Raw genomic sequence first — 14094 nt, 5'->3', positions numbered from 1 at the left:
CAATTAAAGGGTATGAGTTTTAGGATGGAGAGTGGAAATGTTGCGTTTTGTAACGGCGAAGAAAGAAGAAAAGGTATTTGTAGGTATTGTGGATGAAGAGGAAGAAAAAGTATTACATTTAAGAGAAGCGCAAAGACAAAAAGGGGAAAAGGTTACTATCCCTATTACCATGTTAGAGTGTATTGAAAGAGGAAGCGAATGTCTTGAGAAAGTATGCGACATTGTAAATTGGGCGAAGGAAAATGCGGGATCGGCGTATTATCCGTTAGCAGAGGTGAAAATATTAGCACCGATTCCAAGGCCGAGAAAAAATATTCTTTGTGTTGGAAAGAACTATCGTGAGCATGCGGTAGAAATGGGCGGAGAAGAGTCTATCCCTGAAAATATAATGATTTTTACAAAGGCGCCAACAACAGTGATCGGAATTGATGAGCAAATTAATGGTCACCCTCACGCAACGAATGAACTTGATTACGAAGGTGAACTAGCAATCGTTATCGGTAAACGAGGGAAACAAATAAAAATAGAAAAAGCTCTTGATCATGTTTTTGGATATACAGTTATAAATGATGTAACTGCTCGGGATATTCAAAGAAAACATAAACAATTTTTCCTAGGGAAAAGTTTCGATACATTTTGTCCGATGGGACCGTATTTAATTCATAAATCGATGGTTAGAACGCCGAATGAATTACACATTGAAACAGTGGTAAATGGAGAAGTAAGGCAAACTTCAAATACGAGAGAAATGATTTTTTCAGTAGAAGAAATTATTTCAACTATAAGTAAAGGTATGACATTAGAGCCAGGAGATATCATTGCAACAGGGACGCCAGCTGGTGTTGGTAAAGGTTTTACACCACCGAAGTTTTTGCATGCTGGTGATGAAGTTGTTGTTACAGTAGAGGGAATTGGTACGCTAAGAAATATAGTGAAATGAAAAAAGAGCTATCTTGTGAAAAGATAGCTCTTTTCTATGGGCGTGGATTAACGGAGTAATCTATAATGGCGAAAATATACAATCCGATTAATGCTAAAGTGCAAATTCCAATTAGCATAACTGCAAGTGCGCTTCTCTCACGGCCAAAACCGATAATTGTAAGGAAAACAGCAGTCCAAAATAATGTTTTAAGTAGTGTGAATGTATTAGGAGTTGAATAATGACTGAGTAAAGTTGTAGATAATATGAAGCCGATGAATGTCATAGAAATAAAAATTGTAGCTAAATAGTTAATGTGTTTACCGTATTTCAATAGCATGCAGTTACCCCCCTTTTGCAAAAAAAACAGATTATTCAACTTTATTTTACGGTAAATTACTAAAAAAAGAAAGAGGTTGTCCTATATTTAGGACAACCTCACTACGATTAAGATAGTACAGCTTTAATTTTTTGGAATGCCCACTCTAAATCTTCTTCAGAGATTACTAGAGGTGGTGCAATACGAATTACGTTTTCGTGTGTTTCTTTACATAATAGACCAGCTGCTTTTAGTTGTTCACAGTAAGGACGAGCTGGCTCGTTTAATTCGATGCCGATGAATAAACCTTTACCGCGAATGTCAGTAATCATTGGGTTATCAATTTCTTTTAATTGCCCAACTAGTTTTTCTCCTAATTGAAGAGAACGCTCTGTTAATTTTTCTTCTTCTAATACTTCAAGAGATGCGATAGAAACAGCACATGCAAGTGGATTACCACCGAATGTAGAACCGTGAGAACCTGGCTCGAATACGCCTAAAATGTCGCTGTTTGCTGCAACACAAGAGATTGGGAATACGCCGCCGCCAAGTGCTTTACCAAGTATGTACATGTCAGGAGTTACATTGTCCCAGTCGCAAGCAAATACTTTACCAGTACGGCCTAAGCCTGTTTGGATTTCATCTGCTACGAATAAAACGTTTTCTTTTTTACATACTTCAAAAGCTTCTGTTAAGAAACCAGCTGGTGGAATGTTAATTCCTGCTTCACCTTGGATTGGCTCTAAAATGAATGCAGCTGTATTTGGTGTAATCGCAGCTTTTAACGCTTCTAAATCACCGTAAGGAATTACAATAATGCCAGGAAGCATTGGACCGAAGCCGCGCTTGTACTCTTCGTTTGATGACATAGAAACAGCACCCATTGTACGTCCGTGGAAGTTATCTTCACAAACGATGATTTCTGCACGGTTTGCCTCTACCTTTTTCACATCGTAAGCCCAGCGACGAGCTGTTTTAATTGCAGTTTCAACAGCCTCTGCGCCTGTATTCATAGGAAGTACCATATTTTTATTTGTTAGTTTCGCAACTTTTTCGTACCAAGGACCTAATTGATCGCTATGGAAAGCACGAGAAGTTAACGTAACTCGATTAGCTTGGTCAATTAAAGCGTTAATGATTTTTGGATGACGATGACCTTGGTTTACTGCAGAATATGCACTTAATAAGTCCATATAGCGGTTTCCTTCAGGATCTTCTACCCAAACGCCTTCTGCTTTAGAAATAACGATTGGAAGTGGATGGTAGTTATTTGCCCCGTATGTGTCTGTAAGTTCGATAATATCCTTAGTTTGAATCATGATTGTTCCCCCTTTTGTTATTACAAGAAGTTTGTAAATACTCTAAATATTATATCATTTAAATATAAAAAAGCGAAACATTTCCTGAAAATAAATGAACATGTTATCATATAGAGTGAAAAAGTGTGAAAAGAGGAGGCAGGGATACGATGGTACATATGCATATTACAGCATGGGCGTTAGGATTAATTTTATTCTTCGTTGCGTATTCACTTTATTCAGCAGGAAGAAAAGGTAAAGGTGTACATATGGGGCTTCGCCTTATGTACATTATCATTATTGTGACAGGCGTTTGGTTATACCTAGATCAAACTATAGTCGATAAGAGCTATCACATGTGGTACGGTCTAAAAATGCTAGCTGGTATATTAGTAATCGCTGGAATGGAAATGGTTCTTGTGAAAATGAGCAAGAACAAGGCAACAGGGGCAGTTTGGGGACTATTTATTATCGCGCTAGTAGCAGTATTTTATCTTGGTTTAAAATTGCCGATTGGCTGGCAAGTATTCTAATAAAAAATAAAACCACCTTATGATCTCAAATATTTGAGAGATAAGGTGGTTTTTATTTTATGTTGCATCGAGATGCAACTCTTCTCCGTTTACTTTCGTAAATCGCAAAATATTTTTATGAGAGGAAGAGTGGCGTACGAAATGATGCTGCAGTGTACAGATCATTTCGTCGTTATCGAACAAAAGAATATTTACTCCTTCGCCTGCTTCATCTTTCGGTAAGAATGATAAATAATTATGACAATACATGCAATCATATAAAGAGTAATTAAGCGATTGCAATGATTCGGTTAATAATGTAAAGACAGAGTCAGGTAACTCCTCAAGCCATTCATGATAGCTAAGAAGTAATTTTTTTCGAATTCGTATCATTTCCCCGTTTTGCAAATGGTGCTGTTCGTTGGCGATTTGCAATACATCGTGTTCATAGAAACGGGCTGGTAGCCAATTGTTGTTATACAAAAGTTCAAATCCATCTTGGATAATATCTTCTAATATAAAGGCTTCATCATTTTCATCATCAAAGAATACCCATTCATTGTTTATATATTCGACATTACCGACTGTATGAGCGCGCGGTTGGTTATACAAAATATGTTTGCGTTGTACCATAGTTCATTTCTCCTTTTATAGAAATAGTTATTCTTGTTATAGACAGTTCGTACGTTCTTTATAACTAGACACACCTAAAGAGAGATGGGCATACAATAAAACACGCTTTACACTGTGAAACTGCTATTCCATATATGGATAGTTAGTTATCGTCAAGTTTGTTGTTTTTATGTATCCGCACTCATAGGGTGGGGATTACTGCACGTTCAGAAACAGATATTAGATTAGGAAGGATGATTCTTATGTGCGGGATTACAGGATGGGTGGATTATAAACGCTCATTAGAAGGGGAAAGGGACATCGTGACGAAGATGGCGGAAACGCTAGCGAAACGCGGTCCAGATGATAATAAAGTTTGGATTAAAGGGAACGTTGCATTTGGGCATAAACGGTTAATCGTTGTAGATCCTGAAGGTGGTAAACAACCCATGACTTGTTTGAAAGATGAAACTAGTTATGCAGTTTGCTATAACGGAGAGCTCTACAATACAGAAGATATTCGCAAAGAGTTATTAAGAAGAGGATATACATTTAAAGGGCATTCCGATACAGAAGTACTATTGGCCTCTTATATTGAATGGAAAGAAGAATGTGTTGATCATTTAAACGGTATATATGCGTTTGCAGTATGGGATGAACAGAAAGAACAAGTGTTTATTGCAAGAGATAGATTAGGTGTGAAGCCGCTATTTTATAAATATGATAGCGGACGATTATTATTTGGTTCAGAGTTAAAAGCGATACTAGCGCATCCAGATGTGAAGGCGGAAGTAACGTTAGAAGGATTATCGGAAATATTCGGCCTTGGACCATCTAGAACACCTGGTCACGGTATATATGCTGGTATTCAAGAACTGCGCCCGGGTCATGCAATGACGTTCTCAAAAGACGGTTTATGCATATGGAGATATTGGAATGTGGAAAGTAAAAAACATGAAGATTCATTTGAAGAAACAGTAGAGAAAACTCGTTTTTTATTACAAGATGCGATTACGAGACAATTAGTTTCTGACGTACCACTATGCACTTTTTTATCAGGCGGTGTAGATTCAAGTGCTATAACAGCAATAGCTGCAAAAGAGTATGAAAGATCAGGAAAAGGGCAATTACACACGTATTCTGTTGACTATGAAGATAACGAAAAATACTTTAAAGCGAATGCGTTTCAGCCGAATTCAGATGCTCCGTTTATTAATTTAATGACAGAGACATTTCAAACAATCCACCATCGCTGCGTCATTTCTAATGAACAACTGGCACAGTATTTAACAGAAGCAGTACTCGTTCGTGATTTGCCTGGTATGGCAGATATTGATTCGTCATTATTATGGTTTTGCCGTGAAATAAAACAAGATTTTGTCGTCGGTTTATCTGGAGAATGTGCAGATGAAATATTCGGTGGTTATCCGTGGTTTTATAGAGAAGATGATTTACAATCAAGTGCATTTCCGTGGATGCGTTCTACAGAAGCGCGTGAACAACTTCTAAAGAAAGAATGGAGAAATAAATTAAATTTACAACAATATGTGCAACAACGCTATGAAGAATCCATTCAAGAAGTTCCTATTTTAGAGGGAGAAAGCCCATTAGAAGCGAAGAGGCGACAATTATTTTATTTAAACATGGTATGGTTTATGACAACATTATTAGACAGAAAAGACCGTATGAGTATGGGGGCAAGCTTAGAAGTACGCGTTCCGTTTGCGGACCACCGACTTGTCGAATATGCGTGGAATATTCCTTGGGAAATGAAAATGTATAAAAACCGCGAAAAAGGTCTATTGCGTAAGGCGTTAGAAGGATTACTTCCAAATGATATATTGTATAGAAAGAAAAGTCCGTATCCGAAAACACATAATCCGCACTATACGAAAGCAGTAACAGTATGGCTCCAAGATTTATTAACGGATAAAGGCTCAATTTTGCATGAATTGTTCGATAAAGAGCAATTGGGCGGATTGATCGAGTCTGGCGGCAGTGCATTTCAAAAACCTTGGTATGGGCAATTAATGACAGGTCCTCAACTTTTAGCTCATTTAGCGCAAATTCATGTTTGGTTTAAAGAGTATGGGGTAAATATTAAAGAATAGGGGAAAGGGCGGCTTACAACATATATGTAAGTCGCTTTTTTATTAAATAAATTGTCATATAAAATTAAAAATTATATTAGAAATAATATTTATTTAGAATTATTATTTTGACGTATTTATTATTACTTGTTATACTTGGAAACAAATGTTCTTGAAAAAGATTCTCATTTCCAAAATTGAGGTGTTATATAGATGATGCATACTCACATGCGTCACGGGCGTAAGCCGTCTGAAGAAGCGCTCCAAAATTTAATCGGACGATATAAAGCAATTGGTGGAATTTCACCGCTTGCGAAAATAACGAAAGAGCAGGCGCATAAATTAACAGATTCAGTGAATAAAATGTTTATAGAGTATGAATTTTTTTGTTACTTAGGTTTAAAACACATTGCTCGATTTAGAAGTTTTATCCCGCTATTTGTGGGCAGTAAAACTCCCACCTCAAAATTCAGGTGGAGCAAAGAAGTTAGGTGGGAGATCAACTGCCCGTAAACGCCCGATTGGTGAAGGCTAATAATCAGTGGGGGATGAACAGAACCCCCACTGATTAAAGTTTCACTTTATATGACAACGATTATGAATGTAAAGTTGTAACTGATGAATTAAATGCCGCATATTTTAGACCGAATATGCCCAATGTACAATCTGTATTTATCGATTGTTTAGCTGAAATGGTTTCCAAAAAATGAAGGAAATAGTTGACAAGGGTTTAGTTTTGAATAATAATTAATTTATAATAATTTTAAATAAATAATAATTACTAGGAAAGAAAGAGGAGGATCCCCCTTGATGAATCCAAATAATCGCTTAACAACAAACCAAGGTGCTCCAGTTGGAGATAACCAAAACTCTCGTACAGCTGGTCGTCGTGGACCGGTATTGTTAGAAGACTATCATTTAGTAGAAAAACTTGCGCACTTTGATCGTGAACGTATTCCGGAGCGTGTTGTGCATGCACGTGGTGCAGGTGCTCACGGTGTATTCGTAACGAAAAACAGCATGAAGCAATATACGAAAGCAGCGTTTTTACAAAATGAAGGAACTGAAACACCTGTATTCGTTCGTTTTTCAACGGTTATTCATGGCCAAGGTTCTCCGGAGACAGCTCGTGATCCGCGCGGGTTCGCTGTTAAATTCTATACAGAAGAAGGAAACTACGATATCGTAGGTAACCATTTACCTGTTTTCTTCATTCGTGATGCCATTAAATTCCCTGACATGGTGCATTCTTTAAAGCCAGCACCTGATACAAATGTTCAAACACCAGATCGTTACTGGGATTTCATGACGTTAACTCCAGAATCTACACATATGATGACATGGGTATTTTCTGATTATGGTACACCAGCAAACTACCGTGAAATGGAAGGTTTCGGCGTACATTCATTTAAATGGATTAATGAAGAAGGTAAAATCGTTTACATTAAATATCATTGGAAACCACAGCAAGCTGTGCGTAACTTAAGTGCAAAAGAAGTCGAGCAAGTGCAAGGTAAAGACTTCAATCATGCAACTCGTGACTTATTCGATGCAATCGAAAAAGGAAACTATCCAAAATGGGATTTACACGTACAAGTAATGCAACTAGATGAAACGGACTCTTTAGATTTCGATCCACTAGATCCAACGAAAGTATGGCCGGAAGATCGCTTCCCATTAATTGAAGTAGGGACAATGACGTTAAATCGTAACCCGAAAAACTTCTTTGCGGAAGTAGAACAAGCGGCGTTTACTCCAAGTGCAACTGTAAATGGTATTGAACCATCTGAAGATAAATTATTACAAGGTCGTTTATTCTCTTACCCAGATACGCAGCGTTATCGCCTTGGTGCAAACTATTTACAAATTCCTGTAAACTGCCCATACGCAGCTGTTCGTAACCAACAACGTGATGGTGCGATGCAAGTGGATCAAAACCCATCTACAATAAACTACGAACCGAGCCGTCAGACTGAAAATCCAGTTGAAGACCCAACTTACCGCGATTCAACTATGAAAGTAGAAGGCTATGTATCTCGTGAAAAAATTGACAAACCAAATGACTTCAAACAAGCGGGTGAGCGTTACCGTTCATTCTCTAAAGAAGAGCAAGACAACTTAATTGCGAACTTAACAAACGACTTAAAAGGCGTAAATGAGCAAACGAAATTACTAGCTATTTGCAACTTCTTCCGCGCAGATCATGACTACGGAATGCGTTTAGCAGGGGCGTTAAATGTTGATATTACGCAGTATGTAGGGAATGTTCCGAAGTAAATAGGAAAAGACGACTGTTAAACGGTCGTCTTTTTTGTGTAAAATCATGCAGGGTATTTTGCGTTTTAGCTATGTCGGAATTCGTCGGTAAATCGATATATTGAAAGAAACGATCGATATATTTATGGGAATACAGGATGGGGTATGCTAATCAGTGCGATAAAAGAGATGCAATCTACTATTAATAGATTGCATCTCTTTTTTAGTTCACTCGCTCTGTATACTCATAAGCTTTCTCCCCGTGCATCGAAATATCAAGCCCCATTTGTTCTTCGTGCTCATCGACGCGAACAGGGAGGAAGAAGTTAATGGCTTTAATAATGGCGTACGTCATTATGATCGTGAATGCATATGTTGCGCCGATTGCTACAAGTTGTTTGAAAAGGAGAGTGGCGTTTCCGTAAAATAATCCGTTAGCGCCATCACCGTTTACAGTAGTAGTTGCAAATAGTCCAGTTGCAATACCGCCCCAAGTTCCTCCGATGCCGTGGCATCCAAATGCATCGAGTGTATCGTCGTATCCGAATTTGTTTTTTAAGAAGAAGACAGCACCGAAACATAATATACCGCCAATTGCTCCGATAAGAAGAGCGGAGAAAGGTGTAACGAATCCACAAGCCGGCGTAATGGCGACTAAACCAGAAACAACCCCGCAAGCAGCTCCCATCGCAGTCGGCTTCGATTGGAAGAACCATTCAGAAAGCATCCAAGTTAGAGCTGAGGCAGCCGCGGCTATATTTGTATTAATAAATGCAGTTAAAGCTACGTCATTTAAAGATAATGCACTACCGACGTTAAAACCGAACCAGCCGAACCAGAGTAAGCCTGCGCCTAACATTGTAAATGGTAAATGGTGAGGAGAGGTACCGCTTATGTTTTTTCGTTTTCCTAGGAAAATAGCTAATACAAGACCAGCGACGCCAGATGTGATATGAACGACATTACCGCCAGCGAAGTCGAGCGCCCCAAGTTCTCTCAGCCATCCACCAACGCCCCATACCCAATGAGCGACAGGATTGTAAACGATTGTTGTCCAAAGAAGGATAAAAATAAGAAAGGCAGAAAATCGCATTCTTTCAGCGAATGCACCTGAAATTAAAGCGGGAGTTAAAATAGCGAACATGAGTTGGAACATCATAAATAAATTGTGAGGAATAGTAGATGAGTAGTCTGGGTTTGGTGCGTAGGTAACTCCGTTTAAACCGAACCAATCGAGATTGCCGATAAGTCCGTGCCAATCTGGTCCGAATGATAAAGAATAACCGATAACAATCCATTGAATCGAAACGATAGCCATTGCGCTATAACTGTGCATGGTCGTGCTGAGTACGTTTTTACTGCGAACCATACCCCCGTAAAAAAGTGCTAATCCTGGTGTCATCAACATGACCATTACTGTAGTTACAAAAATAAAAACTGTATCTCCCGTATTCATTCTCTCTCCTCCTATGATGTTAGAAAAAATAACATCTACTTGTTATGTTTCATATCATATTCGAAATAAAAAGAAAAATCAACTAAAAATTCAGAAAACTTTTTAATTCATGTTAGAAAACCTAACATTAGGTATTTTGGAGGAATAAAATCAACGTATGCGATTTGTTCTGATAATTGGTATAATATTCTTACAATTGGAAGTTTGGGGGATGCGTGTGAAAAAAATATGGACTAAGGAACTATTCATTTGTTTTTGTTTAGCTGTTATTTTGTTTGTACCAGTACATACTTTTGCGGAAGAAAAAAGGGAATGGCGAGATGAAGTTATATATTCCATTATGATTGATCGCTTCAATAACGGAGAACCGAAAAATGACAAACAGTTAGACGTTGGTAATTTAGAAGAGTATCAGGGCGGAGATATAAGAGGGATTATAAAAAGATTGGACTACATAAAAGAAATGGGATTTACTACTATTATGCTTTCACCGCTTTTTGAAAGTGAAAAGTATGATGGATTAGGCGTTCGAAACTTTCAAAAAGTAAATGAACATTTCGGAACAGAAAATGATGTGAAAGAACTTGTAAATGAGGCTCATCAAAAAGGAATGAAAGTTGTCTTTCAATTTACGTATGAAGAAAATGAACAAAGATTAATAGACTCGATGAAATGGTGGATAAAAGAAGTCGATTTAGACGGAAGTTATGTGATACATAGTGAAAAAAAGCCGCGTACTTTTTGGGATGAAGTGCAAAAGGATTTGCAGAAGGTAAAGAAAGATTTTCGCATTATGACAAAGGAAGATAATGAGTACTATAAAAAAATAGTAGAGTCATTTTCAAAAGTAGATATGTCTGTGAAACCTTTATATGATGTGAGCGGAAAAGAAGAGGAATTCGCTACGTTTTTAGATAATCAAGAAACAAAGCGGTTTGCGCGTATTGCAAAAGAAAATATGTATTACCCGCCGTCTCGTTTAAAACTAGCGATCACTTACTTATTAACATCCCCGGGGATACCGAATTTTTATTACGGAACTGAAATCGCATTAGATGGGGGAGATGCTCCAGATAATAGACGATTAATGGATTTCAAATCTGATGAAAAGTTTATGCAGCACATAACGAAGTTAGGTGAAATTAGACAAACGAGACCATCTTTACGACGTGGTACGTTTGAACTTCTATATGATAAAGATGGAATGAGTATATTAAAACGAAAGTATAAAGATGAAGTAACACTAGTAGCGATTAATAATACGAAAGAAACACAAAAAGTTTCCTTACCTGTAAGTACAATTGGTGAAAAACAAGAGTTAAGAGGATTGTTAGAAGACGAAATTATAAGAGAAGAAAACGGAAAATTTTATCTTGTTTTAAAGCGCGAAGAATCGAATGTTTATAAAGTTAGCGAAGAAACAGGTGTGAATTGGTTATTTATCTCCTTAATAGTCGGTGTGAACGTATTATTTATTGCTTTTTTAATTGCGGTTAAAAAGAGGCGGAAATGAGTAACTCTTCTTTTGGGTAGTCTGTTTACAGTTCAAGATGAGGTGAGATATTTGAGGAGAAAGAAGTTGTTCGCTCTATGTTTTTGTCTTCTTATCGTATTCGTAAGTTTGTATTTTTGGGCCAACGGTGACGATGGGGAATTTGTTCAGTGGGGCGATAGTGTTCATTCTGTCGATACAGCGGTTCTTAAGAGAAATAATATTAAATACAAAATTGAAAATGATAAAGTGTATATTCCAGAAAAATCATTTGATAAAGCAATATATTGTTGCTCGTAATAAGTAGAAAACCTCCTCTGAATAGAGGAGGTTTCTTTTTAGCGGTAGTTAATGAATTGTACGTCGATTGGCAAGTCAACGCTGCGAACGGCTGCGATTACTGCTTGTAAGTCATCACGGCTTTTCGCTGTTACGCGTACTTGGTCATCTTGAACTTGTGTTTTCACTTTTAATTTCATTTCTTTAATGATGTTGTTGATTTTTTTCGCGTTATCTTTATCGATACCTTGTTGCAGAGTTGCACGTTGGCGAACAGTGTTACCAGATGCAGTTTCAACTTTTCCGTAGTCCAAGTTTTTAATTGGAACGTTACGTTTTACAAGTTTAGCAATTAGAACGTCTTTTACTTGGTCTAATTTGAACTCGTCATCAGAAGTTAAAACAAGTACTTCTTTTTCTAATTTAATATCACTTTTACTACCTTTAAAGTCATATCGGTTTTGGATTTCCTTTAATGCGATGTTAATTGCGTTTGTTACTTCAGGTAATTCTACTTTCGAAACGATGTCAAAAGAACTCTCTTTTGCCATAGTTAGCACCTCCAAATAAATTTCTATCTTTTAACGCACCTAAATAGGCTATGTAATATACATATTAAAGTATAGCGGAAAATACATCGATTAGATAGAGTGTTGCAACTTAAGTGTTTTGACGGATCATCCGTAGGGTAATATAGTCCTATAGATAAAGTCTTTATTTAATTATAGTGAATTTTGGGCAGTTGGACAAATAAAGGAAAAATCGTGTTATAATTAACTTTTGTTTGGAATGATAAAAAAGATAACTTTATATATATAGAAGGGAATTAAAAAATATGTATTTGCAATTAGGATCGATTGAACAGGTAACTGTTTTACGCGAAACGGAAATCGGATATATGGTTGGAAACGAAGAGGAAGAAATCTTCCTACATAAAAACGAATTAGCTGGAGAAATTGCAGAAGGCGATACGATTGATGTATTCTTATACCTTGATCACCAAAATCGTATTTCAGCAACAATGAAGGAACCAATTATTACAACACATGATTGGAATTGGGTAAAGGTTGTAGAAGTTATTCCTAGTTTAGGTGTGTTTGTTGATATTGGTGTATCAAAAGATATACTAATTCCACTTGATGAGTTTCCAATTTATATGCCAGTATGGCCTCAAGAAGGCGACGAATTATATTGTACGTTAAAATTAACGAATCGTGATCGTTTAATTGCTCTTCCGGCAAGAGACAGTGATATGCAAGAAATTATCGTAGATGCAACGCCATCTATGCGTAATAAAAACGTAAATGGACGTGTGTATCGCTCACTTCAAGTTGGTTCATTCATACTAACTGACGAGCATTTCCGTGCTTTCTTACACCATACAGAAAGAAAAGAACAAGTCCGCATCGGTGAGCGCGTAACAGGCCGTATCATTGACGTGAAAGATGACGGTACAATCAACATTTCACTTCTTCCTCGTAAAGAAGAAGGAATGGAAGATGATGCAGCAGTACTTTATGCATATATGGAAGAACGAGGCGGAGCAATGCCGTTTTGGGATAAGAGCAACCCAGAAGACATTAAAGAACGTTTCAATATGAGTAAAGCTGCCTTTAAGCGTGCACTTGGTAAACTGATGAAAGAAGAAAAGATTTATCAAGAAGAAGGCTGGACTTACTTTAAGAAATAAGATAAATGAAAAAGGACTATTTTTTCTCTTGATTTTTAAGAGAAGAGATAGTTCTTTTTTTATTATAAAGTAGATAAAAAGTAAATAAGGTGTAATAAAATTCACAAAATCTGAAGATATACAAACGACTAGAATACGTTATGGTTTTTATTATAACAAGAACGAAGAGTATTTCGAATAAAAAGAATATTAAAATGAGTTTTTGGGCTTTTAGTTAACAAAGTTTCAAAAATAAACATTTTATAAAGGTTTCCTTTATATATGATTATTGTATTTCGAGGGTTTCCTTATAAATCTTAGCTATATATTTTACAAAATCAATGATGGGATAGTGTATGAGCGAGCGGTGCTGCGCAAAACGAACTCCTGATTTTTCCATTTTCGAAATGAGTTGTTCAATTTCCAACTCTTTTTGTTGTATCTTATTATAATTTTGATATACAATGTTTTTCCATTGATAGGAAGAACCATGAAAATAACTCTCTCCTTTTACCCTGTGATTAAATATTATTTCTATTTTTTCTCTACGTTGTCTTTCTTTCATATACGATTCCGTTGACTGCATGTTTATCGCCTCTTTCCTTTGTATTGTATACTGTTTCCAAAAATTCGGTCTAACTCATCATAGCCAATGTACAGTGATTTTGTTGGGAATTGTCGTTTAAGGCTATCTCACCAACTGTATATATTTTCCAATTCCTTAATCTACTATCTTATATCTAAATAAATTGTTAGTGTGTATAAAACGCCATTAATCTTTTAAGTTTTTACTGCTAATAACAAAATTAGAAAGTAGCGAAAACGCATGAAAGATTAATTGTTTATCAATCTTTATTATAAAACGATTCTTTATGGGTATGCACCTTTTTATAATCACCAAGATTTAAAACATGACGAGTATCTTCATCCATGAATGTTATTCTCTATTTACTGAGGATAGTTTTTTTATTTAGGTTAACTAACATATCGTATGCCTCAGTATTCCTTTTATAAAAGAGGACAATATATGTAACGGTTCCCCTTTTGATATGAAGAAATCATATCAAAACATAGCGCTCTTAAAGAATTTTGTTACAAATTTATTATGTTTGACTTTAAAAAAAGGAACGTAATATTTATTTGTAGAAAATTTTAAGGGTAAAAATAGAATGACTATTTATATGATAAGAAA

General features: G+C 36.4%; 13 protein-coding genes and 2 pseudogenes. 9 read left to right on the top strand and 6 right to left on the bottom strand.

The annotated features are described in order from the left end of the window. Positions 1–37 precede the first annotated feature (37 nt). Positions 38–940: a fumarylacetoacetate hydrolase family protein gene (locus ACE38F_RS22295; RefSeq protein WP_341307434.1), complete on the top strand. Its 903-nt coding sequence runs from the start codon at positions 38–40 to the stop codon at positions 938–940. Positions 941–974: 34 nt separating this feature from the next. Here the strand turns inward: ACE38F_RS22295 and ACE38F_RS22290 are convergent, their stop codons facing one another. Further along, complete coding sequence (locus tag ACE38F_RS22290) at positions 975–1259, bottom strand: hypothetical protein (protein ID WP_341307433.1); 285 nt, start codon at positions 1257–1259, stop codon at positions 975–977. 107 nt (positions 1260–1366) lie between these two features. Continuing rightward, on the bottom strand, positions 1367–2557 hold the full coding sequence (rocD, locus tag ACE38F_RS22285) for an ornithine aminotransferase (protein ID WP_215555543.1): 1191 nt from the start codon (positions 2555–2557) through the stop codon (positions 1367–1369). A 149-nt stretch (positions 2558–2706) separates the two neighbouring features. On the opposite strand from rocD, the gene ACE38F_RS22280 reads away from it, so the two are divergent. Next, positions 2707–3069: a YisL family protein gene (locus tag ACE38F_RS22280; RefSeq protein WP_375370259.1), complete on the top strand. Its 363-nt coding sequence runs from the start codon at positions 2707–2709 to the stop codon at positions 3067–3069. A 57-nt stretch (positions 3070–3126) separates the two neighbouring features. Here ACE38F_RS22280 and ACE38F_RS22275 read toward each other — a convergent pair whose 3' ends face one another. Further along, positions 3127–3681, bottom strand: coding sequence for a DUF2777 domain-containing protein (locus ACE38F_RS22275; RefSeq protein WP_375370258.1), 555 nt, complete (start codon positions 3679–3681; stop codon positions 3127–3129). A gap of 242 nt (positions 3682–3923) precedes the next feature. Here ACE38F_RS22275 and asnB point away from each other — a divergent pair, with 242 nt between their 5' ends. The 4 genes and pseudogenes from asnB to katB all read left to right on the top strand — a co-directional run bounded on the left by asnB (position 3924) and on the right by katB (position 8027). Further along, complete coding sequence (gene asnB / locus ACE38F_RS22270; protein WP_375370257.1) at positions 3924–5771, top strand: asparagine synthase (glutamine-hydrolyzing); 1848 nt, start codon at positions 3924–3926, stop codon at positions 5769–5771. 192 nt (positions 5772–5963) lie between these two features. Further along, a pseudogene (locus tag ACE38F_RS22265) lies at positions 5964–6170 on the top strand (ferrochelatase); the annotation flags it as partial. A gap of 158 nt (positions 6171–6328) precedes the next feature. After that, a pseudogene (locus ACE38F_RS22260) lies at positions 6329–6501 on the top strand (ferrochelatase); the annotation flags it as partial. A gap of 59 nt (positions 6502–6560) precedes the next feature. Then, entirely contained in the window at positions 6561–8027 is a 1467-nt protein-coding gene (gene katB / locus ACE38F_RS22255; protein ID WP_375370403.1) for a catalase KatB, read from the top strand. Positions 8028–8229: 202 nt separating this feature from the next. Here the strand turns inward: katB and ACE38F_RS22250 are convergent, their stop codons facing one another. After that, on the bottom strand, positions 8230–9462 hold the full coding sequence (locus ACE38F_RS22250) for an ammonium transporter (protein WP_375370256.1): 1233 nt from the start codon (positions 9460–9462) through the stop codon (positions 8230–8232). Positions 9463–9619: 157 nt separating this feature from the next. On the opposite strand from ACE38F_RS22250, the gene ACE38F_RS22245 reads away from it, so the two are divergent. Both ACE38F_RS22245 and ACE38F_RS22240 read left to right on the top strand, forming a co-directional pair. Next, positions 9620–10975, top strand: a complete 1356-nt coding sequence (locus ACE38F_RS22245) for an alpha-amylase family glycosyl hydrolase (RefSeq protein ID WP_375370255.1) — start codon at positions 9620–9622, stop codon at positions 10973–10975. A gap of 51 nt (positions 10976–11026) precedes the next feature. Next, complete coding sequence (locus ACE38F_RS22240; protein WP_033714674.1) at positions 11027–11254, top strand: hypothetical protein; 228 nt, start codon at positions 11027–11029, stop codon at positions 11252–11254. A gap of 38 nt (positions 11255–11292) precedes the next feature. On the opposite strand, the gene ACE38F_RS22235 is transcribed toward ACE38F_RS22240, so the two are convergent. Beyond that, the gene (locus ACE38F_RS22235; protein ID WP_078204661.1) at positions 11293–11784 is read right to left on the bottom strand and encodes a YajQ family cyclic di-GMP-binding protein; all 492 of its coding nucleotides are present in this window, start codon (positions 11782–11784) and stop codon (positions 11293–11295) included. Positions 11785–12068: 284 nt separating this feature from the next. On the opposite strand from ACE38F_RS22235, the gene ACE38F_RS22230 reads away from it, so the two are divergent. Continuing rightward, a complete protein-coding gene (locus ACE38F_RS22230) occupies positions 12069–12923 on the top strand; it encodes a CvfB family protein (RefSeq protein ID WP_002011240.1) in 855 nt (284 codons plus the stop codon). 265 nt (positions 12924–13188) lie between these two features. On the opposite strand, the gene ACE38F_RS22225 is transcribed toward ACE38F_RS22230, so the two are convergent. After that, positions 13189–13488 carry a hypothetical protein gene (locus ACE38F_RS22225; protein ID WP_016104161.1) on the bottom strand — a complete coding sequence of 100 codons (300 nt, stop codon included), beginning with the start codon at positions 13486–13488 and terminating at the stop codon, positions 13189–13191. Positions 13489–14094 lie beyond the last annotated feature (606 nt).

It is taken from the genome of Bacillus altaicus, assembly GCF_042136375.2.
GTDB lineage: Bacteria > Bacillota > Bacilli > Bacillales > Bacillaceae_G > Bacillus_A > Bacillus_A cereus_U.
This window is presented reverse-complemented; position numbering and strand designations above follow the sequence as displayed.

Bases quoted from the DNA above. Each gene is read 5' to 3' on its own strand.
- ACE38F_RS22225 (WP_016104161.1), bottom strand. From the start codon at position 13,488: ATGCAGTCAACGGAATCGTATATGAAAGAAAGACAACGTAGAGAAAAA.
- ACE38F_RS22290 (WP_341307433.1), bottom strand. From the start codon at position 1,259: ATGCTATTGAAATACGGTAAACACATTAACTATTTAGCTACAATTTTT.
- asnB (WP_375370257.1), top strand. From the start codon at position 3,924: ATGTGCGGGATTACAGGATGGGTGGATTATAAACGCTCATTAGAAGGG.
- ACE38F_RS22245 (WP_375370255.1), top strand. From the start codon at position 9,620: ATGCGATTTGTTCTGATAATTGGTATAATATTCTTACAATTGGAAGTT.
- ACE38F_RS22250 (WP_375370256.1), bottom strand. From the start codon at position 9,462: ATGAATACGGGAGATACAGTTTTTATTTTTGTAACTACAGTAATGGTC.
- rocD (WP_215555543.1), bottom strand. From the start codon at position 2,557: ATGATTCAAACTAAGGATATTATCGAACTTACAGACACATACGGGGCA.
- ACE38F_RS22235 (WP_078204661.1), bottom strand. From the start codon at position 11,784: ATGGCAAAAGAGAGTTCTTTTGACATCGTTTCGAAAGTAGAATTACCT.
- katB (WP_375370403.1), top strand. From the start codon at position 6,561: ATGAATCCAAATAATCGCTTAACAACAAACCAAGGTGCTCCAGTTGGA.
- ACE38F_RS22280 (WP_375370259.1), top strand. From the start codon at position 2,707: ATGGTACATATGCATATTACAGCATGGGCGTTAGGATTAATTTTATTC.
- ACE38F_RS22275 (WP_375370258.1), bottom strand. From the start codon at position 3,681: ATGGTACAACGCAAACATATTTTGTATAACCAACCGCGCGCTCATACA.
- ACE38F_RS22295 (WP_341307434.1), top strand. From the start codon at position 38: ATGTTGCGTTTTGTAACGGCGAAGAAAGAAGAAAAGGTATTTGTAGGT.
- ACE38F_RS22230 (WP_002011240.1), top strand. From the start codon at position 12,069: ATGTATTTGCAATTAGGATCGATTGAACAGGTAACTGTTTTACGCGAA.